The 25,277-nt window shown below is 56.3% G+C and carries 19 protein-coding genes and 1 tRNA gene; 12 read left to right on the plus strand and 8 right to left on the minus strand.

The window, feature by feature from the left end; all coding sequences use genetic code 11:
- Nucleotides 1-514 precede the first annotated feature (514 nt).
- Entirely contained in the window at nucleotides 515-721 is a 207-nt protein-coding gene (locus E1297_RS13045) for a hypothetical protein (protein WP_155138769.1), read from the plus strand.
- A 145-nt stretch (nucleotides 722-866) separates the two neighbouring features.
- On the opposite strand, the gene E1297_RS13050 is transcribed toward E1297_RS13045, so the two are convergent.
- Together E1297_RS13050 and bcp are read right to left on the minus strand one after the other, a co-directional pair.
- Entirely contained in the window at nucleotides 867-1,703 is an 837-nt protein-coding gene (locus E1297_RS13050) for a ferritin-like domain-containing protein (RefSeq protein ID WP_155138771.1), read from the minus strand.
- Nucleotides 1,704-1,724: 21 nt separating this feature from the next.
- Nucleotides 1,725-2,192, minus strand: coding sequence for a thioredoxin-dependent thiol peroxidase (gene bcp / locus E1297_RS13055; RefSeq protein WP_155138773.1), 468 nt, complete (start codon nucleotides 2,190-2,192; stop codon nucleotides 1,725-1,727).
- A gap of 198 nt (nucleotides 2,193-2,390) precedes the next feature.
- Here bcp and E1297_RS13060 point away from each other — a divergent pair, with 198 nt between their 5' ends.
- A complete protein-coding gene (locus E1297_RS13060) occupies nucleotides 2,391-5,672 on the plus strand; it encodes an AsmA-like C-terminal domain-containing protein (protein ID WP_155138775.1) in 3,282 nt (1,093 codons plus the stop codon).
- 128 nt (nucleotides 5,673-5,800) lie between these two features.
- Here E1297_RS13060 and tyrS read toward each other — a convergent pair whose 3' ends face one another.
- A complete protein-coding gene (gene tyrS, locus E1297_RS13065) occupies nucleotides 5,801-7,054 on the minus strand; it encodes a tyrosine--tRNA ligase (protein ID WP_155138777.1) in 1,254 nt (417 codons plus the stop codon).
- Between the two features lie 412 nt (nucleotides 7,055-7,466).
- Here tyrS and E1297_RS13070 point away from each other — a divergent pair, with 412 nt between their 5' ends.
- From E1297_RS13070 to E1297_RS13080, 3 genes are all read left to right on the plus strand, one after another.
- Nucleotides 7,467-9,557 (plus strand): TonB-dependent receptor, encoded by a 2,091-nt coding sequence (locus E1297_RS13070; protein WP_196223297.1) that lies wholly within the window; start codon nucleotides 7,467-7,469, stop codon nucleotides 9,555-9,557.
- A 269-nt stretch (nucleotides 9,558-9,826) separates the two neighbouring features.
- Nucleotides 9,827-11,026 carry a hypothetical protein gene (locus E1297_RS13075; RefSeq protein ID WP_155138781.1) on the plus strand — a complete coding sequence of 400 codons (1,200 nt, stop codon included), beginning with the start codon at nucleotides 9,827-9,829 and terminating at the stop codon, nucleotides 11,024-11,026.
- A gap of 14 nt (nucleotides 11,027-11,040) precedes the next feature.
- Nucleotides 11,041-12,084 (plus strand): P1 family peptidase, encoded by a 1,044-nt coding sequence (locus E1297_RS13080; RefSeq protein WP_155138783.1) that lies wholly within the window; start codon nucleotides 11,041-11,043, stop codon nucleotides 12,082-12,084.
- Between the two features lie 68 nt (nucleotides 12,085-12,152).
- On the opposite strand, the gene glnA is transcribed toward E1297_RS13080, so the two are convergent.
- The gene (glnA, locus tag E1297_RS13085) at nucleotides 12,153-13,562 is read right to left on the minus strand and encodes a type I glutamate--ammonia ligase (protein WP_155138785.1); all 1,410 of its coding nucleotides are present in this window, start codon (nucleotides 13,560-13,562) and stop codon (nucleotides 12,153-12,155) included.
- A 122-nt stretch (nucleotides 13,563-13,684) separates the two neighbouring features.
- A complete protein-coding gene (locus tag E1297_RS13090) occupies nucleotides 13,685-14,023 on the minus strand; it encodes a P-II family nitrogen regulator (protein WP_155138787.1) in 339 nt (112 codons plus the stop codon).
- 370 nt (nucleotides 14,024-14,393) lie between these two features.
- On the opposite strand from E1297_RS13090, the gene E1297_RS13095 reads away from it, so the two are divergent.
- Both E1297_RS13095 and E1297_RS13100 read left to right on the plus strand, forming a co-directional pair.
- Nucleotides 14,394-15,911, plus strand: a complete 1,518-nt coding sequence (locus E1297_RS13095) for an NAD(P)H-hydrate dehydratase (protein WP_244327746.1) — start codon at nucleotides 14,394-14,396, stop codon at nucleotides 15,909-15,911.
- Between the two features lie 85 nt (nucleotides 15,912-15,996).
- Nucleotides 15,997-16,081, plus strand: a tRNA-Leu gene (locus tag E1297_RS13100).
- A gap of 95 nt (nucleotides 16,082-16,176) precedes the next feature.
- Here the strand turns inward: E1297_RS13100 and E1297_RS50785 are convergent.
- The gene (locus E1297_RS50785; RefSeq protein ID WP_256372717.1) at nucleotides 16,177-16,308 is read right to left on the minus strand and encodes a hypothetical protein; all 132 of its coding nucleotides are present in this window, start codon (nucleotides 16,306-16,308) and stop codon (nucleotides 16,177-16,179) included.
- 62 nt (nucleotides 16,309-16,370) lie between these two features.
- A complete protein-coding gene (locus E1297_RS13105; RefSeq protein WP_155138789.1) occupies nucleotides 16,371-16,958 on the minus strand; it encodes a hypothetical protein in 588 nt (195 codons plus the stop codon).
- A gap of 784 nt (nucleotides 16,959-17,742) precedes the next feature.
- Between E1297_RS13105 and tig the strand changes: the two genes are divergently transcribed.
- From tig to E1297_RS13130, 5 genes are all read left to right on the plus strand, one after another.
- Entirely contained in the window at nucleotides 17,743-19,092 is a 1,350-nt protein-coding gene (gene tig, locus E1297_RS13110; RefSeq protein WP_155138791.1) for a trigger factor, read from the plus strand.
- A gap of 228 nt (nucleotides 19,093-19,320) precedes the next feature.
- Nucleotides 19,321-19,953 (plus strand): ATP-dependent Clp protease proteolytic subunit, encoded by a 633-nt coding sequence (locus E1297_RS13115; protein ID WP_155138793.1) that lies wholly within the window; start codon nucleotides 19,321-19,323, stop codon nucleotides 19,951-19,953.
- 247 nt (nucleotides 19,954-20,200) lie between these two features.
- Nucleotides 20,201-21,466 carry an ATP-dependent Clp protease ATP-binding subunit ClpX gene (gene clpX, locus E1297_RS13120; protein ID WP_155138795.1) on the plus strand — a complete coding sequence of 422 codons (1,266 nt, stop codon included), beginning with the start codon at nucleotides 20,201-20,203 and terminating at the stop codon, nucleotides 21,464-21,466.
- Between the two features lie 331 nt (nucleotides 21,467-21,797).
- Nucleotides 21,798-24,227 (plus strand): endopeptidase La, encoded by a 2,430-nt coding sequence (gene lon / locus E1297_RS13125; protein ID WP_155138796.1) that lies wholly within the window; start codon nucleotides 21,798-21,800, stop codon nucleotides 24,225-24,227.
- A 185-nt stretch (nucleotides 24,228-24,412) separates the two neighbouring features.
- Nucleotides 24,413-24,688 carry an HU family DNA-binding protein gene (locus tag E1297_RS13130; protein ID WP_155138798.1) on the plus strand — a complete coding sequence of 92 codons (276 nt, stop codon included), beginning with the start codon at nucleotides 24,413-24,415 and terminating at the stop codon, nucleotides 24,686-24,688.
- Nucleotides 24,689-24,805: 117 nt separating this feature from the next.
- On the opposite strand, the gene E1297_RS13135 is transcribed toward E1297_RS13130, so the two are convergent.
- Nucleotides 24,806-24,988: a hypothetical protein gene (locus tag E1297_RS13135; RefSeq protein WP_155138800.1), complete on the minus strand. Its 183-nt coding sequence runs from the start codon at nucleotides 24,986-24,988 to the stop codon at nucleotides 24,806-24,808.
- Nucleotides 24,989-25,277: the final 289 nt, after the last annotated feature.

A 25,277-nucleotide genomic window follows, 5' to 3' on the forward strand; every position in this document is an offset into this window, starting at 1 on the left:
GGCGCCATTGCCGCGCGAGCGGCTTCGTCCCAGGGAAAATCGCCGTATTGCACGCCGTCATACTGCAGAACAAGCGTGTCTGTCCCACGGGTGATCGCCTCCTTGATCAGCTCCACCGCTGCATCGCGGACTTCAAAGGAAACGCTTCTTGCGCGAATCATATTCGGTAATTCCATTGGTACTCTTCCATGAATGTTTTGCTAAAGAAAATAATACTGGAAGTGGTCTTGTCATGTCAAAAGTCACACTGTCGCATATCTCAATAGTCAAAGAGCATTGGTGATCTGGCAGGGAATTGCCTCGACGTGCCAAATAAATAGCAGCTTGGCCAGATATCCCGGGCGGGAGAGATTGAGAGTGAATTGCGGTCCAACGGCATGAGCGGTCAAATGGGGTTGGAAAGAGGGCCTCTGCATCTGGAGGTGGATGAATAGATGCAGAGGCCAAGTTTCGTGTGCTTGGAGGCGTACAGTCCGGTAACGCCCCGTCACGCACGATAGGGGAGGTTGTCCTGTTGGACGTTATTCAATTTGCAGGACCTGTGCCAAATTGTGCAGGAACGGGCCTTGCAGCCAGAAATACGCGGGCATGGTATGAATCTATCTATATTTTCAGAGGTTTGTTCCATTTTAAGCTGATGAAAAATGGCGTATTTCAAGCTGCCGTCAAGGTTGTGCTTCAGCTGCGATTTGCAATTTCAGCAATACGCTTTGCATCATAGGAAATGCCAGTGGCAGTTCTGCTATGGCGCGATGCCATTTGGCCTGTGTGCAAGGCTGGAGACACTTCAGGGGATTGAGCAAGGCGTCAGCAGACCATCCGCCATCAGGTGCCCGTGAGTACAACGGGTAGTTCAGTTCAATATACTAACCGATCAGCGGGGCGAGGGGTTTGTAGAACCCGGGTGTCAATCCGGCCTCCGAGCGGGCGCGGTCGTTGAAAGGCGGTTTCAACTTGCCGCGGAAATGTTTGCGCACATAGTCATGGAAGGATGGTTCCGGGCGCTGGCCTTTGCGGTCGCAAAAATAGCGGAACCACTTTGCCCCAAAGGCGACGTGGTTTTTTTCGTCCCGGTAGATCACTTCCAGAACTTTCGCGGTGTCCTCGTCCCCCATGGCGCGGGCCTTTTCGATCATCGGCGGGGTGATGTCGAGGCCGCGGGCTTCCAGTACCAGCGGAATGATGGCAAGCCGGGCAGCAAGATCGTGGCCGGTATCCTGTGCAGCTTGCCACAGGCCGTCGTGAGCCGGTTGATCACCGTAAGACGCCCCGAGTTTCGCAAGCCTGTCCTCCAGCATGGAGAAATGCTTGGCCTCTTCAAGGCCGACCCGGACCCAGTCATCATAATAGGAGCGTGGCATCCGTATATGGGCAAACCGGCCGATCAGGTCCCATGTCAGATCAACCGCATTGAGCTCGATATGCGCCAGGGAATGGATCAGGGCAACCTTGCCAGCTTGTCCGCCAAGACTTCGTTTCGGCATGTCCCGGGGGGCAAGGAGCACCGGCCGTTCCGGCCGTCCCGGGCGATCCGGCATGGTCCCGTCCCGCGTTGGAGAGCCGAGGGCGAGATCACGTTGAAACCAGCCTCGCGCAACCGCATAGGCGAGGCGCACCTTTTCACTGGTTGCGGTCGCTTCCACAATGGCTTTTGCTCCGGCGACGAGGGTCGCCGGAAGTGGGTTTTCAGTGCTGAGTGTCATATGTCCCAGTTTTACAGTCTGTCAGAGCGCTTTGGCGGCCTCCAGGACAGCTTCCGCATGGCCCGGAACTTTTACCTTGCGCCAGATCCTTGCAAGATTCCCATCCTTGTCGACCAGGAAGGTCGAGCGTTCAACACCCATGTACTTTTTTCCATACATGTTCTTTTCCACCCAGACACCATAGGCCTGTGCCGTGTTCGTATCGGTATCGGCGGCAAGGCGGATGGTAAGCTCGTGTTTGGCCTTGAACTTGTCGTGTTTTTCCGGCGAGTCCGGTGAAATCCCGATCACCGTCACTCCAAGGGCTCCGAACTCGCCGGCAAGTCCTGAAAATGCGATCGCCTCCTTGGTGCAGCCCGGCGTGTCGTCCTTCGGGTAGAAGTAAACAACCACCGGCTTGCCCTTGAGCGCATTGAGAGAAACATGGTCCCCTCCATCTGCGGGTAAGTCAAAATCCGGTGCGGGGTTGCCGACATCCATGTCACTCATTCGTGCCTTCCTTCTGTCACACTTATGTTGATGCTGGGAGTTGGGAGACTCTTCATTGGCATCGCTTTTCACGGTTGCCTGTGCGTATCATAGGCAGCGATAACGCGCGTTCAATCGTTGCCTGATAAAATCAGCAGGTAAGACAGGCAACACCATGAAGGTCCATTTGGGGATCTGGAGTGAAAGCTGACGCCATAAATGACAGCGGGGACTAAGAAGGATAAGCCTGGGGGTAAAACCTCGAAAGTGTGGTTACGCCGGATCCTATTGGGCTTGGGGGGCATTTTTGTGCTCGGCCTGGCGGTTGTGGTCTATCTTTGCGCGACACGTCCGATCAATGTGCCCTATCTGGCCCATTTCATGGCAACGCAGGCAAGCCGGGACGCGGCGACGCTCACCATTGCAAATGCATCCCTTGATTTCAGGGACCCGGACGGTATTCGCGTTGTGGTGCAGGATGCGGATTTGCGTGTCGCGGGAGAGGTCCCGGTCAATATCATTCTGCCACGCGTGGAAGCGCCGGTGGGGATCATCGACCTGTTTGCCGGAGACATCACTTTCAAGAGCCTGTTGATCGATCGCCCGCAGGTCACGATAGGGCTGCCGGAAGGCGGTGGTCAGGTTCCCGGCATGGCGGAGCTTACCGAGGCTGTGAACCGCGTCAGTGATGTTGTGGATGCGAGTTTTGCCCGCCGGAAACTGGAAAAGGTGACCATATCCAACGGCAGTGTTGCCTTTGAAGGCCGTTTGGCCCGGCGCTTCGACGGGATCGATGCGGAGATTGACCGGGATGACACAAACACCTTGAAAGCGGATGCCAGGATCGCTGGTGTTACCGGTCCATGGCAATTGGAATTCCTGCGCGAAGTTCCCGCAAATGGCGGCGAGCGGAGAATTGGGCTGCTTGCCCGGGGCGTCACTCTGGCCGAGCTCATGAATGCCGGCACAAGCCCGGAACCGGGCAAGGGACTGGGACTGCCGTTTGAGTTGAAGGTTGATGCGCGGTTATCGGCAAACGGCATGTTCGCAGGCACAAATATTGTCGCACGGGCCGTGAAAGGCTGGTTGCAAATGGGCCGGACGACCGTGCGGTTCGATGATGCGGCCTTGTCGCTTCTGTGGGCGGCGGGGTCCGATGCAATTAAAGTCACGCGTTCTCATGTGGTCAACGGAAACAGCCAGCTGTACTTCAGTGGAGACATCACCCCTCCTGCATCCGGCTCGGACGACTGGGGCATTCAGCTCCACACGGATTTCGCTCAACTCGGATCGTCGGATATTCCCCTTCCTCCGATCCGCATCGAGGAAATCACTTTCAACGGCCGGGCCAACCTCAAGAACCGTAGCTTGTTGATTGACAGGTTGGCGTTGCGAAATGGCAGTGCGGAGGCCTATGGTTCCGGGTCCCTCGATATCAAGCCGGACGGCCCGTATCTGGCTTTTGTTCTGGACGGAAAAGCCATTCCCATGCCGCTCGCAAAGCAGGCATGGCCGATCACACTTGTGCCTCCGGCAAGGAAATGGATCATCGAGCATATCGAGGCGGGTACCATCAACACGGCGCGCGTCAGTGCAGCGGTACGTCCACCGGCCTTTGATCGCAGTGACCCGGATCCGGGTTGGTCCGGAAACGATGTGACTGCAAATGTCACTTTCTCGAATGGGCAGGTCGCCCCAATCGGCGATGTGCCTGCGGTATCCGGTTTGAACGGCACTTTGACGGTCGCCAACGAAACGCTGACAGCTGAGGCGCAAAACGCCCTTATTAAAATGACCGGAAACCAGAACATCGATGTCCCGTCGGTCGCTTTCAAGATCCTCCATTTGCCGCTCCGTACCGGAAAGATCGGCGATCTGAATGTGGACATGAAGGGAACGGTTGCCGATCTGGGCGACGTGATCAACAGTGCGCCTTTCAGGATACTGGATCGGGCCGGCTTGGGCGGCGAAGAGCCTTCGGGCTCTGCTGACCTGAAGGTGACTGCAGAGTTCCCGCTCGACAACGATATCCAGATGGATCAGGTGAAGTGGAACGCCATAGCGGTTTCAAAGGATTTTTCGGCGGAAAAGCCGATTTATGGCCAGCTCATCAAAGATGCGGACGTCACGCTGACCGCCGATCCAACCAATGTCACGATCAAAGGCAAGGGATTGTTGAACGGGTTGAGTGCCGACATTGATATCGTGATGCCGCTGAACAATTCCGATGTTGCCGCCCGCCAGGGCGTGGTCGTAACCGCCACGACCGCACAATTGAAGCAGCGCGGGGTGGACCTGACCAGCTTCGTGGATGGAAGTCTGGTCATGACGGTGAACGAAACGGACGAAGGCCAGTCGTTCTCGATCAATCTGACTTCCGCACTTTTGAAACTGGATGCGCTTGGCTGGCAGAAGGCCAAAGGCGTTCCGGCCACTGCAACATTCGCGTTGACGGAAACCGATGGTGAAAAGCTGATATCCGGCTTCAAACTGGTGTCTGATGGCGTTGACCTGTCCGGGCGTTTGACAATTTCGGACAAGGGGGAATTGCTGAACGCATCCTTTTCGACTTTCCAGTTGCGAGCAGGCGATACCGCATCGGTCACAATCCAGAAGAGCGGCCGTCAGTACAAGGTCGCGATGGTCGGAAGCAACTTCGATGCTCGCGGGCTGATCCGCCGGGCAGGCCGCCCCGGAGGCGGGGCTTCGGGTAAAGACTTTGCCGGTGGTGTTTCCATCTCGGTGAATCTGGCAACGGTTGTCGGCTTCGAAGGCAGACGGTTGAACAATCTGAAAGGAACGATTGACGTCGGACCGGCAGGTCTGGAGACGGTCGATCTGAATGCGACGATTGATGGAAGGGCACCATTGTCATTCCGCTTAAGCCCGGCCGGATCTGGAAAATATGCACATGGCGATTTCGCTGATACAGGTGCTTTGTTGCGCTTTCTTGATCTTTACAAACGCATGAGGGGCGGGAAAGGGCAACTTGCGATCACCATGAGCACCAACACGGCATGGGATGGAAGTTTCATAGTCAAAGGCTTTTCGCTGTTTGATGACCCGGCGATTGAAAAGCTTGGCCAGGGAGTACGGCTGACCGAACGTGGTGAATCAAGCAGGGTTGTTTCAAATACGGCGGCATCAAGCGGTCAAGCCTCGTTTGACACGCTTGATATTTCCTTTACACGCGACGGCGACGTCCTGAATTTGACAAAGGGCGCGCTGAAAGGCGCTGTCATTGGCGGCACGGTATCGGGTAAGGTCAACCTCGAGAGCCAGCAGCTCGATCTCACAGGCACTTTCGTCCCGATATATGCGATCAACAACCTGTTTGCGAAAATCCCGATCATCGGCTGGGCGTTGGGCGGAGGCCGGAGTGAAGGACTTCTCGGTGTGACCTACAAGCTGGCGGGCCCGATTGCAGACCCCAAATTCTCGGTCAATCCGATTTCGGCAATTGCGCCCGGGATTTTCCGCAAGATGTTCGAGTTTCACTAGGGTCGCGGCGCCGGGCGGGCGGACCAAACCGATCCTCCGAAAATCACAAGCATAACAAAAGAAGGCCGGACAACAGATTGTCCGGCCTTCTCTTACTCAAAAATCCAATGAGCGTCTCGGCTTGTGCGTCAGACCGGTTTGACCAAGACGTGCTTTTTCTTGCCGAGCGAGAGCTTGATCACGCCATCGGCGGTAACGTCGTCCAGTGTGAGCTGACGCTTGTCATTCGGCTCGCCCTTGTCATTGATCTTCACGGCTCCGCCCTTGATGTTGCGCCTGACGTCCCCGTTCGAGGCACACAGACCGGCGGTCACGAAGGCATTCAGAACGCCGATGCCGGATTCAAGGTCGGTCTTTGCGATTTCAACCGTCGGCAGGCCTTCGGCTGACTGGCCTTCCTCGAAGGCCTTGCGGGCGGTCTCGGCGGCTTCCCCGGCCTTTTCCCTGCCGTGGATCAGGGCGGTCGCCTCGGTCGCAAGGACCTTCTTGGCGTCATTGATCTCGGAGCCCCCGAGAGCGGCGAGACGCTTGATCTCGTCCATGGGTAGGACCGTGAACAGTTTCATGAACCGTTCCACATCCGCATCTTCGGTGTTGCGCCAGTACTGCCAGTAATCATAGGCTGATAGCTGGTCTTCGTTGAGCCACACGGCACCCGCGGCGGTCTTGCCCATTTTCGCGCCGGAAGAGGTGGTCAGAAGCGGCGAGGTGAGGGCGAAACTTTCGGTGTTTTCCAGACGCCGGACAAGATCAGTGCCAGACAGGATATTGCCCCACTGGTCGGAGCCGCCCATCTGCAGGCGGCAGCCCGTGCGGCGATAGATTTCGAGGTAATCATATCCCTGCAACAGCATGTAGTTGAACTCAAGGAACGACAGGTGCTGTTCGCGTTCCAGGCGCAGGCGGACGGAGTCGCGCTGGATCATCTGGTTGACGGAGAAGTGCCGGCCGATGTCCCGCAGGAAATCGACATAGTTGAGGCTGAGCAGCCACTCGGCATTGTCGAGCAACAAGGCGTCTTGAGGGCCTTCACCGAACTTGAGAAGCCTTTCGAAGACCTTGCGGATACCAGCCTTGTTGTCCTCGATCAGCTCGGGCGTGAGAATCTTGCGGCTTTCGTCCTTGCCGGACGGATCTCCGACGCGGGTGGTGCCGCCGCCCATGAGAGCGATCGGCCGGTGGCCGGTCTGCTGGAACCAGTAGAGCATCATGATCGGGACCAGAGACCCGGCATGCAGGCTCGGAGCGGTGCAGTCAAAACCGATATAGGCTGTGACTGTTTCCTTGGCACAAAGCGCATCAAGCCCGGACGGATCCGAAATCTGGTGAATGAACCCGCGCTCCGAAAGCACCTTTAGAAACTCTGACTTGAACTCGCTCATATTCCTATCCCGTTCTCGAATGCGCGGAACTGCGCTCCCAGATGCGCTTGGGCAGGCTCTATACCGCCTGATCGGAGATGTAAATTCCAGGCTTCGGAATGCCGGGATTGGCGGGGGATTTTCGCGTTTCAAGCCGGCTTCCGGCCCACTCCACATCACGTTCCGGTAGTATCGATTTCCACAAAATATGAAGAAAAAACTCATATTTAAACTTGAGTAAAAAATTCAAGAAATGTAGCTCCGTGCGCCTGACCGGAAAAATCAGGAAATAAAAGAACAAGAAATGAAACAAGATATCTGCCGTGCACGGCTTCGCTTTAATGCCGCAATATTTAGTAATTTCGTCGTCGTGAATACTATTTTGTTCTCCGTGGTGAATGCGCAGGCAGAGGATGAAATTTCTGAGGCTACATTGCTTGATAAGATCATTGTGACCAGCGGGGATGCGTCGGCGAAAACGGTTTCCAATGCGACCATAAGTAGCGAAACACTTGAGGCAATGCAGGCGTCGTCTGTTCCCGAGACACTTTCCATTCTTCCGAATGTTGATTTGAAAGGCGGGGCTCGTTCCCGTGGGCAATCGATCAACATATGGGGCTTTGGCGACCAAGAAGATGTTCGGATCTCTTTTGATGGCATGCAAAAGGACTTTGAGAAATACCGGCAGGGAACGATTTTCATCGATCCTGAACTGCTCAAAACCATCGAGGTGGAAAAGGGATCGTTCTCGGCGGAATCCTATGGTGCTTTCGGGGGAACTGTAGAGCTGATCTCCAAATCAGCGAGCGATATGCTGGCGCCGGGGCAAAGCATTGGAGCCTTCACAAAACTCGGTGTCGAGAGCAACGGCAATGCTCTCAACAAGACCGGAGCGGTTTATGGGCGCTCGGAAGAGCATGGGGCAGAGCTCCTTGTTTCGCTCACCAATAGAATGGGCGACAACATCACGACCGGAGATGGCGAAACCCTGCTGTTTTCGGAGGGCGAAACCTGGAGTGGCCACTTCAAGGGTTCGCTTGAACGCGGCGCCCATTTTTTCGAAATGTCTGGAGCCTTCTCCAATTCCAGCCAGATCGAACCCTATGATTCCAACAGGGGGCAGGTGTCGGTCTCCAGTTATCTCATTGATCTTTATGGCTATGACGAAGCCTTGCTGCGCCTTGCCGTAGATCGCACGACCAAGGACAAGGTCGTGTCTGCCAGATATAATTACAATCCGGACAATGAGCTGATCGACCTGACGATTAAGGGGGGATGGTCGCAGACGGACCAGCATGACATCCGCCCGTTAGAAGACCAAGATCCTTCAGGGTATATTGGCGGTGATGAGAACTGGCTGAAATACAATACTTTCAACACGGAAGTTAAAAACACCAGCAGTTTGTATTCCCAATTCGGCTCCGATATTACCCATGAATTGAGCTACGGCGTGCAATTTCAGCACCTGGACCGCGAAAGCTGGGCGCGTGTGGACGCCTATGCCGATCGCGAAGAGTATAACTACGGCCACTATCAATTGGAGTATGTGCCAGAAGGCACCGAAACACGGTGGGGTATTTGGACCGAATATGCGGTCGATATCGCCGGCACCTTCGAAATCATACCCGGCATCCGGTATGATTTGGTGCGAACTCAGGGCATCGAGAATGCAGCGCCAATCTTCAACAATGCGGGATTGGGGCACGATTATAGCGCCGTCAACAGCACTGGCTGGTCGCCATCCTTGCGCACATTGTGGAAACTGAACAGCAATGTCAGCTTGTTTGGCGACTGGGCCTACAAACTCAGAGCCCCATTGATTGACGAGCTATATGACGTAAGCGCTTGGGGGGACTCGTCTTCCTTGCAGCTCGAGGCGGAACGAGTCGTTGCCTGGCGAGGCGGCGCTGTTGCGACTTTCGATGACCTGATTGTGCCCGGCGACCGGCTCAAGACGAGAGCGTCCTATTTTCACAACACGGTCTATGACAACATCTATGTGATGTTCGGTGGGCCGAACAATGATTATTGGGAGGACATCTATGGATACACGCCCTCCTATCATAATTTGAGGGGCTACTATACCAACGGCATCGAGCTGGAGGCCTATTACGACAGCGCGTATGTTTTCGCGAGCATGGCCTATTCGGTCATGGGCGGAAAACATGTCGGAACTCTCAGGGACATGTATGGGGTTGAGAACCAGGCGGTATCCGATATTTCGCCGACGACCTTGGCGACTGTTCTCGGCTTCAAGATCCCTGATGTCGGCTTTGCCATGGGATGGCGGGCAAAATACGCTGATTCCATGACAAGCGCTGCATGGTATGACAATTACAATGACACCAAAGGATATGGGGTGCATGATGTCTTTGCGAGCTGGACACCACAGGATGGCCGCTTTGAGGGGCTTGAGTTGAGGGCATCTGTCGAGAACATGTTCGACAGAGAGTATACCCCCTACCTGAGCCTCTATCCCGCGAAAGGCCGTAATTTGAAGGCATCGCTCAGCTACAAGTTTTGAGGTCTTGACGGTGTTTTCGCGCCATCCAATCGCGAGGTCCCGGCTATGGAGGCGGGGGCCGACGATTACGATGCGCGCGTAGTTTCCCTTGGATTTGCTTCCGATCTCGGCCGGAAAGCCTTGCCTCGAAGGACGGGCATTGAAACCGTGCAAGCTCTTGAACGATCTTGCAATGAAAACCGAATTCGGAAATACACGAGCGCACTTGGCAATGCGCGGGTGGCTCCGGCGCGATCAGCTATAAATACCGGGGGCGCATGGACCAGAGCATGACTGAAACACCGGCAATCGGAAAGCGCCGGGTGATCTATATACCCGGCTACGATTTGCGCAGGCCCGAAGCCCCATTCCGTCAATTCGAAGAGGAATTGGCGGCCTTTCGAAAAAACTGGAACGTGCAGGGCGGATTCTCGGGTTTGGCGCTCGACCTGGAACCGGGAAGGGCCTCTGCGGACTGGAATGGCGAAATGGCTTGGCCGGAGGGCAAGGTCACGGCATCGTTCTCCTTGCTTGGTTGGCGGGACTTGATGAAGCGTGACTTCAGGCGCCCGCTTTGGGTGGTTCTCGCCGGAGCGCTGCGGACGTTCGGCTTGTTTGCTCTAGCCGGAGGATATGGCAAGGGCCTGCGGGCCAATTGGCCGAACGGTCTCTTCTTCCTGTATCCGGCAATGGCGGTTTTTGTGTTTCTTGCGCTGGCAATCGCCCCGGTCGTGACCATGCCGCTGATCCTTCCAGGCGAAGGGGGAATGCGCGCAGGGGTGACACTTGCCGCCAGTGCGATCTGGTTGGTGGTGCTCTATGCACTGACCCGGATTGCCGAACGGTGGTCCTATGTCTGGTACCTGATACACGACTGGTATGCGATCGGGCGGTTGGCGCGCAATGAGGATCCAGAGATGACCGCCCGCATTGGGGCGTTTGCCGCACGGATTATCGAGATTGCCGATGCCTGCGAGCCGGATGAGGAACTTGTCATCACAGCTCACAGTTCGGGGACTTTCGTTCTTGTCTACACGCTTGCGGAAGTGCTGAAGCGCATACCGGGTTTTGGCGCGGGGCAGGGCAAAGTTACGGTTTTGACCATGGGTTCGGCATTTGGCTATGTCGGCGGCTTCGGGGCGCATCGGGGATTTGGTACTGCGGTCGCGCGTGTGGCTGAGGCTCCCAATCTCGACTGGACGGATGTCTACGGACCGCATGATATCATGTGTTGTGGCAGGACCGCGCCGGTTTCAACCTACGCACCATCGATTGCTCGCCGTGTATCCGAGCCGCGGCGGTTCAGTGTCAGGATTCCGGATCGCATGACGACCGAACGCTACCGGTATCTCCGGTTCCGGTTTTTCAAGTTGCATTTCTGCTACTTCTTTGCCTCCAGAAGGCGGGATCTTTTTGACTTCTACCGGCTGACGCTTGGCCCAATGCCGGCCGGGCAGCAGCTTCGCGTTTGGGCCAAAACGCCCTACTAACCCATGGATGGCCCATGCCTGAAGCTTCTCTTTCGCCTGCGCGCGCTTTTGGTCTTGTTTGTGGAGACCTTCCGGCCGGACCCTTGAACACGATCGGTGATGTTGCCGGCGTAACGGTGGGGCACAAAACCCTGACCGCGGGAGATCTGCGCACGGGCTTTACAGCCATCAAGCCGCATCAAGGCAATCTGTTTCGCGAAAAACTCGTTGCGGCTGTTGATGTGATCAACGGCTTCGGCAAGAGCGCCGGGTTGATCCAGGTCGAGGAGCTTGGCACGCTGGAGACGCCGATCCTGCTCACCAACACGTTCGGGGTCGGGACCGGGCTCCATGCCCTGATCAAACGTGCGATTGCCGAAAACCCGGAAATCGGAAGGGAAACCGGTACGGTCAATCCGGTGGTCATGGAGTGCAATGACGGGCATTTGAGCGACATTCAGGCGCTGGCCTTGACGGAAGCCGATGCGTTGTTTGCCCTTCAGAGTACCGCGCCGCATTTCGAACAGGGAAGCGTGGGTGCTGGAACGGGCATGAGCGCCTTCGGCTTCAAGGGAGGGATCGGTTCGGCTTCGAGGGTTTTCAAACTTGACGAACGGACGTTCACGCTCGGGGCGCTTGTTCTGGCGAATTTCGGCAACCCGGGCGATCTGATCCTTCCGGACGGCCGCAAACCCCACCCCAAGGGATCGGGTTCTGACCCGGAGCGCGGCTCTGTGATCATCGTTCTGGCAACAGACGCCCCGCTGGAAAGCCGCCAGTTGAAACGGGTTGCCAGACGATCAGGTGCAGGGCTGGCAAGGCTCGGGGCGTATTACGGAAATGGTAGTGGTGACATCGCTCTGGCGTTTTCGACCGCCCACAAGGCCGCGCATTTCGAGGAGCGCGATTTTATCTCCCGGGAAGTTTTGAACGAAGACCGGATCGATGTTTTGTTCAAGGCAGCTGCCGAAACGACGCAGGAAGCGGTGCTTAACTCCATGATCTCCTCCCCGGCGATGCACGGCCGGGGCCGCAGCAACCGGCAGTCCCTGGCTGACTGGTTAAGGGGAGGCCGCTAAAAAGGTTTGAATGAAACAAAAAACCCCGGCTTTCGCCGGGGTTTTCAGTGTCTGAAGACAGGGACGTCTTAGACGGAGTAGTACAGGTCGAACTCGACCGGGTGTGGCGTCATTTCATAACGCTCGACTTCTTCCATCTTCAGTTCGATGTAGGCATCGATCTGGTCGTCGTCGAACACGCCGCCGGCCTTGAGGAACTCGCGGTCTGCATCAAGGGCTTCGAGCGCTTCACGCAGATCGCGGCAAACCGTCGGGATCTCGGCCAGTTCTTCGGCCGGAAGATCGTAGAGGTTCTTGTCCATCGCATCGCCCGGATGGATCTTGTTCTTGATGCCGTCGAGGCCGGCCATCAGCATCGCGGAGAAGCAGAGGTACGGGTTTGCAGTCGGATCCGGGAAGCGGACCTCAACGCGCTTGGCCTTCGGCGAAGAGGTGAACGGAATCCGGCAGGACGCGGACCGGTTACGCGAGGAGTACGCCAAGAGAACCGGAGCCTCGTAACCCGGGACAAGACGCTTGTAGGAGTTGGTCGACGGGTTGGTGAAGGCGTTCAGCGACTTGGCGTGCTTCAGGATGCCGCCGATGTAATAGAGGCAGGTCTCGGAGAGGTCGGCATACTGGTTGCCAGCGAAAACCGGCTCGCCGTCCTTCCAGATCGACTGGTGGCAGTGCATGCCGGTGCCGTTATCACCGAAGACCGGCTTAGGCATGAAAGTCGCGGACTTGCCGTAGGCATGTGCAACCTGATGTACGACATACTTGTATATCTGCATGCTGTCGGCAGTCTTGGTCAGCGTGTCGAACTTCATGCCGAGTTCATGCTGGGCGGCAGCCACTTCGTGGTGGTGCTTTTCGGTCGGAACGCCCATTTCGGCCATGACGGACAGCATTTCGGAGCGGATGTCCTGTGCGCTGTCGACCGGAGGGACCGGGAAGTAGCCGCCCTTGGTGCGCGGACGGTGGCCCATGTTGCCGGTTTCATACTCGGAGTTCATGTTGGACGGCAGTTCGGAGCTGTCCAGCGAAAATCCGGTGTTGTACGGATCAGCGGAGAAGCGCACGTCGTCGAACATGAAGAATTCGGCTTCCGGGCCGAAGAAGATGGTGTCGCCCACACCCGATGCCTTGACGTAGGCTTCGGCCTTTTTGGCAGTCATGCGCGGATCACGGTTGTAGGCTTCGCCTGTGATCGGGTCGATGATGTCGCAGAAGATCGCCATGGTGGACTGGGCGAAGAACGGGTCGATATGTGCCGATTCCGGATCCAGGATCAGCATCATGTCAGACTCGTTGATGGCCTTCCAGCCCGCGATGGATGACCCGTCGAAGGCGACGCCTTCTGCAAACATGTCTTCATCGACAAGTGCCACGTCCATGGTGACGTGTTGCATTTTCCCGCGCGGATCGGAGAACCGCAGGTCGACGAACTTCACGTCCTTTTCTTTGATTTCCTTCAGGACTTCTGAAGCTGTGGTCATGATGATCATCCCTTAGTGTGTAATGTGATCAGGTTGGGTTGTGTTCGAACCGGCCCGGTCTACTGGTTTTGAGCTGAGCGCTGGTTTGAATGACAATCGGCCGGAATGGCCAAGAGGTGGGATTAAATGGCGTCCGTTCCGGTTTCTCCGGTACGGATGCGGACGGCTTCCTCAATATTCGATACAAAAATCTTGCCGTCACCGATACGGCCGGTCTGGGCTGCGGAGCGGATCGCTTCCACGGCTTGATCGACCAAGTCCGAAGGAAGGACGATTTCAACCTTCACCTTGGGTAGAAAGTCGACGACATATTCGGCACCACGGTAGAGTTCCGTGTGACCTTTCTGACGTCCGAACCCCTTTGCTTCGGTCACGGTAATTCCCTGGAGGCCGACCTCCTGGAGAGCTTCCTTCACTTCGTCCAATTTGAAGGGCTTGATGATCGCTTCGATCTTTTTCATCACCTTCTGTCTCTCTCCCGCAAATGGTGGTCGGTAGCAATGAACGGTCCCTCAACGGGTCCGGCGAGCAGGGCCGGTGCCAGCCATCCCCGCATCTGGCCATAAGCACGACCCGTGCCAATATGGAAATCGGTCGCATTATTGCCAAAAACCGACAGAATCCGCCGCGAGATAGTGTAATTACCGTGTGGCGGCGGACGGTGTTATCCACCTCCCAAAAATGATGTGATTAAAAACTGGGCAGTTTGAACGGGAATTGTGCAGATTGTTTGATGAGCGACGTTGGTCGTGTAGGCAGCTTGCATTGTGTCAGGCGAGAGCCCAAAAAATAGAGCACTTCTCGACAGCAAGATCTGAAACGGCGGTATCCATGATCCCTTTATCCGAATTGCATTCCTGTCTGCTTGATCCGGCGGAAATGGCAAGGGCAGACAGGCTTGCGATCGATGGCGGGACGCCCGGTATTGTGCTGATGGAGCAGGCCGGACTGGCTGTCGCCAGTGCGGTCATGGAACTGCTGGGCAAACGCGGCACTGTTCTGGTTCTGTGCGGGCCTGGAAACAACGGCGGAGATGGGTTCGTTGCAGCGCGTCATCTTGACAAGGCGGGGCATCGTGTCTCGGTTCGTCTGCTTCGGGATCCGGACACACTCAAAGGCGATGCTGCTCAAGCCTTTTCATTAATGGCGCTTCCTTGGTCTGAGGTGAGCCGCGAGGACATTGTAAAGGACCTTGAGCGCGCTGATGCCGTCATTGATGCGTTGTTCGGAGCGGGGCTTGACAGGCCTCTGGCAGGTTTGCCCGCGGCCCTTGCCAAGGAGGTTCGGCATTCCGGTAAGCCCGTTGTTGCAGTTGACCTGCCGTCCGGGATCAGTGGTGCAACAGGCGCGGTTCTGGGTGAGGCCTTTACAGCGGCAAGAACGGTTACTTTCTTTCGGGCCAAGCCCGGACATTATCTTGAGCCGGGACGTGAGCATTGCGGGCACTTGACCGTTGCGGATATTGGAATTGAGCAAGATGTTCTTGCTCACATAAAACCTCGAACCTTTTTGAATAAAGACGGCCTTTGGCGGGACTGTTTTCCGGTTCCGGGGCGGCTGGGCCACAAATTCAATCGGGGGCATGCGGTTGTTTTTGGCGGGCCAATACACTCAACCGGTGCATCGCGTCTTGCTGCCGTGGCTGCCCTGCGGGCTGGAGCCGGGCTTGTAACACTGGCGGTGCCGGCGGGCGCGTTGGCAACATATGCGGCTCATTTGACCGCCGTAATGGTTCGTCCCGTGTCGACGGATGAGCCGCCGAAAAAACTGCTGGCCGACAAGCGCATCTCCGCATGTCTCATCGGTCCGGGATTTGGTGTTGGCTCCAGAACCTGCGAGAGTGTTCTGGAAATCCTTTCGGCCAGCCGTGCGACGGTTCTTGACGCGGATGCGCTCACCAGTTTTTCCGATCAACCGGACTGTCTGTTTCAGGCGATACACTCGGCAGCTGGTGCCGTTGCGCTGACCCCGCATGAGGGAGAGTTTGCACGTTTGTTCCCGGATCTGAAAGAGGCGGACCGAATGGGCAGGGCGCGTCTTGCCGCCAGGCTAAGCGGAGCGCTTGTTATTCTGAAGGGGCCGGATACCGTGATCGCGGCGCCGGACGGACGTGCTGCCATCAACAGCAACGCGCCTGCCTGGCTGGCGACAGCCGGCTCCGGGGACGTTCTTGCGGGCGTCGTGACCGGTTTTCTCGGGCAGGGCGTGCCCGCATTCGAGGCTGCGTCGATGGGGGTGTGGTGCCATGGCGAGGCGGGCGCCGAGGCCGGTCCGGGTTTGATTGCCGAAGACCTTGCCGGGGCCCTCAAGGCCGTGATGGCGCGCCTTGTGGAAAAAAGTCTGAGGTAAACTGCAATAATCTTGTCATTTTTCCTTTGACGCCAAAAATGCCGGTGCTATAGAGGCCCCGCTTTCGCAGCAAAGACTGCTGGGCGCGGATGTGGTGAAATTGGCAGACACGCCAGATTTAGGTTCTGGTGCCGCAAGGCGTGGGGGTTCAAGTCCCTCCATCCGCACCAAGGTTTTCTGTCCCAAATTTGTGCAGAGCCGTATCAGGTCAACAGATTCTCCATTGTGCGAGGTAATTGTGCGGCATCCTGATCCTTGGGTTTGATCACTTTTGTTTTGCTAGCGCTCTTCTGAAAATGATAATGCCTTGCTGTGGTTCTGCCGGTAGTGGTCTGAGTGCCTGTTGAAGGGGAAACTTGTTGCTGGCGTTGATGATCAGCGGCTGGTCGCCTTTCATGACGTCTTCATAGGCGCGTCGGTTTCTGGATAGGATCCGGTATTCGTACTTCCCGGTTTCGTTCAACCATGTCTTTTGCTGGAGCAGGTTTTTTCCTGCGCTACGGAAATCACGAAGTCCACTCCCATGTCCTTTGCGACTTCAATCGTCTTTTCGTAGATCGCATTCCGTGCTGCGAGATATGCGCTTTTTGTTTCGAACAGTTGGTGTGCGAGGTGAGTGTCGATCGCAAACCCTCCGATTTCCGCATAATTAAGTTTCGGAGAGCGGATGGCTCCAGGCAAAATGTCCCTGATGTCGAAATGTGTTTTCCCGGCAAGTCTGGCGCGGAGCTTGGCGGGGAGGGCGTTGTGATCGATTTTGTATTTTTGTTCAAACGCAAGTTTTCCCGGTTGCAGGGCTCCGTAATGGCTCCGGTTGCCAGGGGTAATCCGTCTGGTGCCGAGTATCACGTCTTCTCCGCGTGAATTGAGCTGTGAAAACACCAGAAACCGCGTTCCGGGGATTTGGTCATGTTTCGTCGGATAGTTCTCGTATCCGTGAAAGCCCCATTTTTTGGCAAACTCCTGCTTTCTGATTTCAAAGCCTTGTTCCAGTCGTTCGGATGTCTCTCCGAAAGGGGATATCAGGATGTGTACAGTTATTTTCATGGCTGTAATTCCGGATAATCTGGAAATTATGTTTTAACTCATGTGCAGATGTGAGGCTTGTATAATAAAATCAATTAAATTAAAGGTAATTAAAGTAATAACTAATTTTGTATATTTGAAAATTTCTATGTAAAAATTGAATAATGACTTCTAGGGTGCTGAATTGGATTCGTGGATGGAATTTTTTTACGTTTTTTTGCGTGGGTTTCCGGAAACGTGGCTTTGATGGAGTCAGTAATTAGGTTGCGATTGGGCTCCTCTCCTCCGCAAGTTTGAATACAGTCTTCTGGAGTGGAACGGCTCTCTCGTCCTTTCAATGCAGGCGTAATTTGGTCCCGCAGCGGGGCGGCGGGCTCGGCGTCTGCGTGCGGTCCGCATGCCTTCCGGCGTATATACCGTTGCATTGCCCTTGCTCATGGATCGCGGGTTAAAACCACACAAGAAATGCCGGTTCACCGCCGTTGGGAGGGCGCAAGGCTTGACAGTTGTGGGTGCACCCGGTATCGCGCAGTCTCGCGCGTTTCGGAGGTCATGCTTCGAGCGGAGAGAGGCTGTGGTGCGTGGGGAGGTTTCGTGCTTGTAGGGGCCGGTATCGGTCCGGAGTTGCAAGTGGCGGAAATCAGCATATGCCGGCGGCCAGATGTTCTCCGCACCCGCAGTAAACCGACGGCGTATGTGCCCGGCTAGGCTGGTCTGTCAAGGTCGCCCGACGGCGCAAGGGAAATTCAATCGAAACACGATGGAGCCGTCTCCGGCTTCATTTTTAGGACGAAGCAAAAGCACCATGCAGGTTACCGAAACCCTTTCCGAGGGCCTTAAGCGAGAGCTGAAAATCGACATTCCGGCCGGCGATCTGGCTGCAAAACTCGACGCCTATATGGATGACATGAAGTCCAAGGCGAACATCAAGGGCTTTCGTCCGGGCAAGGTGCCGGTCGCTCATCTGAAGAAGATGTATGGCCGTCAGGCCATGGCCGAAATCCTGTCGAACACAATTCAGGAAACCAGCCAGAAAGCAATCGAAGAGCGCTCCGAGCGTCCTGCCCTGACGCCGTCGATCGATCTGCCGGATTCCGAAGCAGAGAAGATCCTTGCCGGCGACGCGGATCTGTCGTTTAAGATGGCCTACGACATCCTGCCGGATTTCGAAATCGTTGATTTCTCCGGTATCGAGATCGAGCGTCCGGTTGTCGAGATCGCTGACGAGGAAGTTGATGAGCGCGTCAACGATATCGCGCAGAACAACAAGCCGTTCGAAGCCAAGGATGGCGCGGCCGAAAACGGCGACCGTGTCACCATGGCATATCTCGGCAAGATCGACGGTGAGCCGTTCGATGGCGGTGCGGATGAAAACGGTCAGCTCGTCCTCGGTTCCGGCCAGTTCATTCCGGGCTTTGAAGATCAGCTCGTTGGTGTCTCGGCTGGAGACGAGAAGGTTGTGGAAGTGACCTTCCCAGAAGATTACCCGGCAGAACACCTCGCTGGCAAAGTTGCCCAATTCGACGTGTCCGTGAAGGAAGTGTCAGCGCCGGGCGAAGCTGCTATCGACGACGAGTTCGCCAAGTCTCTTGGTCTTGAATCTCTCGACAAGCTGAAGGAAATCATCCGCGGCCAGATCGAGAGCCAGTACGGTGCCATGACCCGCCAGCGCGTCAAGCGCCAGCTGCTTGATGCGCTTGACGAAGCCTACAGCTTCGAACTGCCCGAAGCGCTGCTTCAGTCCGAATTCGACGTTGTCTGGAAGCAGGTCGAAGACGACATGAAGCGCAGCGAAAAGACCTTCGAGGACGAAGACACCACCGAAGAGGCTGCTCGCGAAGAGTACCGCAAGATTGCAGAGCGCCGCGTGCGTCTGGGTCTGGTTCTGTCGGAAATCGGTGAAAAGAACAGCATTCAGGTCACCGAGGAAGAGATCCAGAAGGCCCTCTATGACCGGATCCGCCAGTTCCCGGGTCAGGAACAGCAGGTTTTTGACTTCTACCGCAACAACCAGCAGGCTCTGGCTTCTCTGCGGGCGCCGATCTACGAAGAAAAGGTCGTCGACTACATGCTTGAGCTGGCGAAGGTGACCGACAAGACTGTCACCAAGGAAGAACTCGAAAAGCTGGTTGCCGAGGAAGAGGACGCAGCCTGATTGGCTCAGATCCTTCACATAAGCGGACGGCGCGGCTGCCGGTATAATCGAACCGTGGCTGCGCGTTTGCAATGACTTCCAGAACAAGGCGACATCCCTTATGTATGGGGTGTCGCTTTTTTCGAGTCGGGCTTCAGGGGCGGGACAATCCGTGTTGGACCGAAATCTGAACCTGGCATCGCCCCGTACGCCCCTGTACGGGGGCACTCTCAAGAAATTGGATGAGGTATGAAGGATCCTGTCGATATCTACATGAACACTCTCGTTCCGATGGTCGTGGAACAGACCAACCGGGGCGAGCGGGCCTTCGATATCTATTCGCGCCTTTTGAAGGAGCGTATTATCTTCCTGACCGGCCCGATTGAGGACCATCTGGCGGCTTTGGTCAGTGCGCAGTTGCTGTATCTGGAGGCGGATAATCCGAGCAAGGAAATCGCGCTTTACATCAACTCTCCGGGCGGCCTAGTGACTTCGGGGCTTGCCATTTACGACACGATGCAGTTCATCCGGCCTGCGATTTCGACCTTGTGCATCGGTCAGGCAGCCTCCATGGGGTCGCTGCTCCTGGCTGCTGGCGAAAAGGACATGCGCTTCTCCTTGCCGAATGCGCGCGTGATGGTGCACCAGCCTTCAGGCGGTTTCCGCGGGCAGGCAGCCGACATCATGCTGCATGCTCAAGAAATCTTGAAGATGAAGCGCCGCCTGAATGAAATCTATGTCAAGCACACTGGCCAGAGCCTCGACGATGTTGAAGCTGCGCTGGAGCGCGACAACTTCATGACGGCGGAAACAGCCAAGGAATTCGGGATAATCGACAGCGTGATCGCAGATCGTGCGAGTCTTGGTGGCGAAGCCGAATAATAATGCTACAAGGCAGTTTGCCGGTGCGTCAGCCGTGCTGGCAAACCGCCTTGGGCGGTTGAGGAAGAAGCTGATTCTCACCTTTGCCTTAAGCCTATGTTGATTTTTACGGGCCAAGCATGGTGACATCAGGTTATAAAGATTAGATACGCTCCCGAGCGACAACGTCGAGCCGGCTCGCCATCGCCCGCTCGATCAGGACAGGTAAGGGGGGTAACCGCCTCCCAAGGAACGCGGGGTTGATTATATGACTAAGGCCAGCGGCAGCGATTCCAAGAATACGCTCTACTGCTCCTTCTGCGGGAAAAGCCAGCATGAAGTGCGCAAGCTGATCGCCGGCCCGACTGTTTTCATTTGCGATGAATGTGTCGAGCTGTGCATGGACATTATCCGCGAGGAGAACAAGTCCTCGTTGGTGAAATCTCGGGACGGGATCCCGACACCGCAGGAAATTCGCGATGTGCTTGATGACTATGTCATCGGTCAGGCAAGCGCGAAGAAGGTGCTTTCGGTTGCCGTCCACAACCACTACAAACGCCTGAATCATGCGTCGAAGAACAACGACGTGGAACTCGCGAAATCGAATATCCTGCTGGTCGGACCGACTGGGTGCGGAAAAACCCTGCTTGCCCAGACCCTGGCGCGGATCCTTGATGTCCCCTTCACAATGGCTGATGCGACCACGCTCACCGAAGCGGGGTATGTCGGGGAAGATGTCGAGAACATCATCCTGAAGCTGCTGCAGTCGGCCGACTACAATGTCGAGCGTGCTCAACGCGGCATTGTCTATATCGATGAGGTCGACAAGATCAGCCGAAAGGCCGACAACCCGTCCATTACCCGCGATGTCTCGGGCGAAGGGGTTCAGCAGGCGCTTCTGAAGATCATGGAAGGGACTGTTGCCTCCGTTCCGCCCCAGGGCGGCCGGAAGCATCCGCAGCAGGAATTCCTGCAGGTCGATACGACGAATATCCTGTTTATCTGCGGCGGTGCGTTCGCGGGCCTCGACAAGATCATTTCGGATCGCGGCACCCAGACCTCGATCGGCTTCAAGGCCAAGGTTCAGGCGCCGGAAGACCGCCGGATCGGCGAACTGTTTTCAGCGCTGGAGCCTGAAGATCTGCTCAAGTTCGGTTTGATCCCGGAATTCGTCGGCCGTTTGCCGGTGATTGCGACCCTTGAGGATCTCGACGAGGACGCGCTTGTGACGATCCTGACCGAGCCTAAAAATGCGCTTGTGAAGCAGTATCAGCGGCTGTTCGAGATGGAAAACGTCGAATTGTCGTTCCATGAAGACGCTTTGAAGGCCATCGCCCGCAAGGCGATCGAGCGAAAGACAGGGGCACGTGGTCTTCGGTCCATTCTCGAGGCGATCCTGCTGGATACGATGTACGAACTGCCGGGCCTCAAGGGGGTCAAGGAAGTCGTGATTTCACCCGAGGTGGTGGAGGGTAAGGCGCGTCCGCTTTACATCTACGACGATCGCGAGGAAACGTCGGCAAGCAGCGCCTGACGACAGTGACGTGTTTGTTAGAATGCCGCCAGAAATGGCGGCATTTTGCGTTTGAACTGTCTGAAATCTGGCGCAAATTCGTTCCGGGCGCGGCAAATTGCAGTAGTCAACAGCCTACGCCGTGTTCCGCCCTTGGCCGCCTTGACAGCCGCCTGCCCGGTGTCCACCTAATAGGACAACGTGACGGTTCTGCGAACGTGGTTGTGCCCAATCGGGGCAGTCAGGTTCGGCCTCTCACGCAAGCGCCTGGCGCCTGCAGCCGTCCTTCAAGTGCTTTCCGTCGCCAGCAGATCCTGCAAGGGGCGGAGGGTGCGCAGAGAAAGGAAAAAAAATGAGCGAAACAGAAAACCGCTCGATTGAGGATGCCACCTCGGGGGTCTACCCGGTATTGCCCTTGCGCGATATTGTCGTCTTCCCGCACATGATCGTCCCGCTCTTTGTTGGCCGCGAAAAATCCATCCGCGCGCTTGAAGAGGTGATGGCGACAGACAAGCACATCCTCCTGGCCACTCAGGTGAATGCCGCTGACGATGATCCGAATGCGGATCAGATCTACAAGGTTGGCACGCTGGCCACGGTTTTGCAGCTCCTCAAACTTCCGGACAACACGGTCAAGGTTCTGGTCGAAGGCGGTGCCCGTGCCGAGATCGGCGAGTATTCCGGCCGTGAAGACTATTTTGAAGCAAATGCGACTGTGCTTCCGGAACGCGACGGTGAAAACATCGAGGTCGAGGCTCTGGCCCGCTCGGTGGTTGCGGAGTTTGAGAATTATGTGAAGCTCAACAAGAAGGTTTCTCCGGAGGTTCTTGGCGCGATCAACCAGATCGACGACTACTCCAAGCTGGCCGACACGATCGCCTCGCATCTGGCGATCAAGATCCCGGAGAAACAGGAAATCCTGGGCGTTGTGTCCGTCTCGGAGCGGCTGGAACGCGTCCTCGGCATGATGGAAAGCGAGATTTCCGTCCTGCAGGTCGAAAAGCGGATCCGCTCGCGCGTCAAGCGCCAGATGGAGAAGACCCAGCGCGAGTACTATCTGAATGAGCAGATGAAGGCCATTCAGAAGGAACTGGGTGACAACGAGGACGGCCGCGACGAGATTGCCGAGCTCGAAGAAAAGATCAAGAAGACACGCCTGACCAAGGAAGCCAAGGAGCGGGCTGCTGCGGAGATCAAGAAACTCAAGCAGATGAGCCCGATGTCAGCCGAAGCCACGGTTGTGCGGAACTATCTTGACTGGCTGATCGGGATCCCCTGGAACCGGAAGAGCAAGATCAAGCATGATCTGGCTTTGGCGGAAAAGGTGCTCGATACCGACCACTACGGTCTTGAAAAGGTCAAGGAGCGGATCGTCGAGTATCTGGCTGTCCAGGCACGTGCCAACAAGTTGAAGGGTCCGATCCTCTGCCTGGTAGGCCCTCCGGGCGTCGGCAAGACTTCCCTTGGCAAGTCGATTGCAAAGGCAACGGGCCGTGAGTTCGTGCGGATGTCGCTTGGTGGTGTCCGCGACGAGGCCGAAATCCGCGGCCACCGGCGGACCTATATCGGCTCCATGCCGGGCAAGGTCATTCAGTCGATGAAAAAGGCCAAGAAATCCAATCCGCTCTTCCTGCTCGACGAGATCGACAAGATGGGCATGGATTTCCGTGGAGACCCGTCTTCTGCCCTGCTCGAGGTGCTCGATCCGGAACAGAACAGCTCGTTCATGGATCACTATCTGGAGGTCGAATACGACCTGTCGGATGTGATGTTCGTGACCACGGCGAACACGTTGAACATACCGGCGCCTTTGATGGACCGCATGGAGATCATCCGGATTGCGGGTTATACCGAGGATGAAAAGGTCGAGATCTGCAGACGCCACCTGATCCCGAAAGCGGAGAAGGATCATGGCCTTCGTGACGGCGAATTCTCGATCGAGGACGATGCCCTGCGGTTTGTCGTGCGGCGTTACACCCGTGAGGCTGGTGTCCGTAACCTTGAGCGGGAAATGGCAACGCTCGCCCGGAAGGCTGTCAAGGACATCCTGATGAGCGAGAAGACCAGCATCACCGTGACCGAACAGGTGGTCGAAGACTACCTCGGCGTTCCGCGCTACCGGTATGGCGAGGCCGAGCTGGAAGATCAGGTTGGTGTTGTCACCGGGCTGGCATGGACCGAGGTTGGTGGCGAATTGCTGACGATCGAAGGCGTCATGATGCCTGGCAAGGGCAAGATGACCGTCACCGGCAACCTGAAGGACGTGATGAAGGAGTCGATTTCGGCAGCTGCATCCTACGTCCGGTCGCGGGCTGTCGAGTTCGGCATCGAGCCGCCTCTTTTCGACAAGAAGGACATTCACGTTCACGTTCCGGAAGGGGCGACGCCGAAAGACGGACCTTCGGCCGGTATTGCCATGGCGACCGCAGTGATTTCGACCATGACCGGTATTCCGGTACGCCGCGATGTGGCGATGACTGGTGAAATCACCTTGCGCGGCCGGATCTTGCCGATCGGCGGCCTCAAGGAAAAACTCCTTGCGGCTCTGCGCGGGGGTATCAAGACGGTGATGATCCCGGAAGACAACGCCAAGGACTTGGCGGATATACCGGATTCGGTGAAGAACTCGCTCGATATCATCCCCGTCTCCAGCGTCGACAAGGTGCTTGAGGTGGCCCTGACCCGGCTTCCCGAGGCCATCGAGTGGGATCAGGCGGCAGCGGATGCGGCTGCAAAACCTGCTGCGGTCGATGACGAATCGACCGGACTGCGGGCTCACTAGGGACCCGATTGTCCATATATGAAGCGAAAAGCCCCGGTTTGCCGGGGCTTTTCTTTTGAAAATCTCCGGAAATGGCGGAATTCTGCCAAATATCACTTGCGTTTAATCGATTTTGGTCCGACTTTCCGGCAACGGCGCCGACGGAGTCCGTTGGCTCACCGTCGTTTCTTAGAAAGGTATCTGCTATGAACAAGAACGATCTGATCGCAGCGGTTGCAGAAAAGACCGGCCTGACGAAAGCACAGGCTGGCGAAGCTGTTGACGCAACGTTTGACGCTGTCACCGAGACCCTGACGTCCGGCGACGAAGTCCGCATCATTGGCTTTGGCAACTTCTCCGTTTCAGAGCGCGCCGCCACCGAAGGCCGCAATCCGCGCACCGGTGAGACGATCCAGATCCCGGCTTCCAAAACCCCGAAGTTCAAGGCCGGCAAAGGCCTGAAGGACGCTGTAAACGCCTGATATAGACGTTTCGCGATCTTTTCGGATCAATTTCCCCGTAGGCTCCGCCTGCGGGGTTTTTTGTTCATGAGTGTTGTTGCCCGGCAGCGAGCGGGCCTGTGCCAAGTGTCCCGGGTATCAATCCCGGTTGTTGCCGGTGAGGGCGATGATCAGGTTTACGACGCCGAATACGAGAATTGCGCCAAAGGCGATGAGCCCGAACGTTCTGGTGTCGAGCCCCACATTGATGTTGAACAACAACACGACAACGGCGATGAGCGCGATAATCATGACCACGGCCAGAAGCGTATCTTTTGACATTGCGCAAGGCTCCCGGAAAATGGCTGGTGCGGACACTGATACCCTTGAACAATAAATGCCAACCAGATCCGGGCAAGCTCGTAAAACTCCCACCACCTTCAAGGGGTGGGGCCGGTCGACCGAGTGTCCTGCCAGCTTATCCACTGTGTTGAAAACTTCTCACAATTCGGCTTGCAAAGCGAACCGATTATGCCTAAAAGGCAGCTCTCGACGCGGCGGCGAGCCGCGCACGGGCGATTAGCTCAGTTGGTAGAGCGCCTCGTTTACACCGAGGATGTCGGGAGTTCGA

Source organism: Roseibium sp. RKSG952 (assembly GCF_009711355.1).

Excerpts from the sequence above, each read along its gene's own strand:
- glnA (WP_155138785.1), bottom strand. The coding sequence starts at position 13,562 with ATGACCACAGCTTCAGAAGTCCTGAAGGAAATCAAAGAAAAGGACGTG.
- E1297_RS13135 (WP_155138800.1), bottom strand. The coding sequence starts at position 24,988 with ATGTCAAAAGATACGCTTCTGGCCGTGGTCATGATTATCGCGCTCATC.
- E1297_RS13105 (WP_155138789.1), bottom strand. The coding sequence starts at position 16,958 with ATGAAAATAACTGTACACATCCTGATATCCCCTTTCGGAGAGACATCC.
- E1297_RS13080 (WP_155138783.1), top strand. The coding sequence starts at position 11,041 with ATGCCTGAAGCTTCTCTTTCGCCTGCGCGCGCTTTTGGTCTTGTTTGT.
- E1297_RS13095 (WP_244327746.1), top strand. The coding sequence starts at position 14,394 with ATGATCCCTTTATCCGAATTGCATTCCTGTCTGCTTGATCCGGCGGAA.
- E1297_RS50785 (WP_256372717.1), bottom strand. The coding sequence starts at position 16,308 with ATGAAAGGCGACCAGCCGCTGATCATCAACGCCAGCAACAAGTTTCCC.
- E1297_RS13075 (WP_155138781.1), top strand. The coding sequence starts at position 9,827 with ATGACTGAAACACCGGCAATCGGAAAGCGCCGGGTGATCTATATACCC.
- E1297_RS13090 (WP_155138787.1), bottom strand. The coding sequence starts at position 14,023 with ATGAAAAAGATCGAAGCGATCATCAAGCCCTTCAAATTGGACGAAGTG.
- clpX (WP_155138795.1), top strand. The coding sequence starts at position 20,201 with ATGACTAAGGCCAGCGGCAGCGATTCCAAGAATACGCTCTACTGCTCC.
- E1297_RS13130 (WP_155138798.1), top strand. The coding sequence starts at position 24,413 with ATGAACAAGAACGATCTGATCGCAGCGGTTGCAGAAAAGACCGGCCTG.
- tyrS (WP_155138777.1), bottom strand. The coding sequence starts at position 7,054 with ATGAGCGAGTTCAAGTCAGAGTTTCTAAAGGTGCTTTCGGAGCGCGGG.
- E1297_RS13060 (WP_155138775.1), top strand. The coding sequence starts at position 2,391 with ATGACAGCGGGGACTAAGAAGGATAAGCCTGGGGGTAAAACCTCGAAA.
- E1297_RS13115 (WP_155138793.1), top strand. The coding sequence starts at position 19,321 with ATGAAGGATCCTGTCGATATCTACATGAACACTCTCGTTCCGATGGTC.
- bcp (WP_155138773.1), bottom strand. The coding sequence starts at position 2,192 with ATGAGTGACATGGATGTCGGCAACCCCGCACCGGATTTTGACTTACCC.
- lon (WP_155138796.1), top strand. The coding sequence starts at position 21,798 with ATGAGCGAAACAGAAAACCGCTCGATTGAGGATGCCACCTCGGGGGTC.
- E1297_RS13050 (WP_155138771.1), bottom strand. The coding sequence starts at position 1,703 with ATGACACTCAGCACTGAAAACCCACTTCCGGCGACCCTCGTCGCCGGA.
- tig (WP_155138791.1), top strand. The coding sequence starts at position 17,743 with ATGCAGGTTACCGAAACCCTTTCCGAGGGCCTTAAGCGAGAGCTGAAA.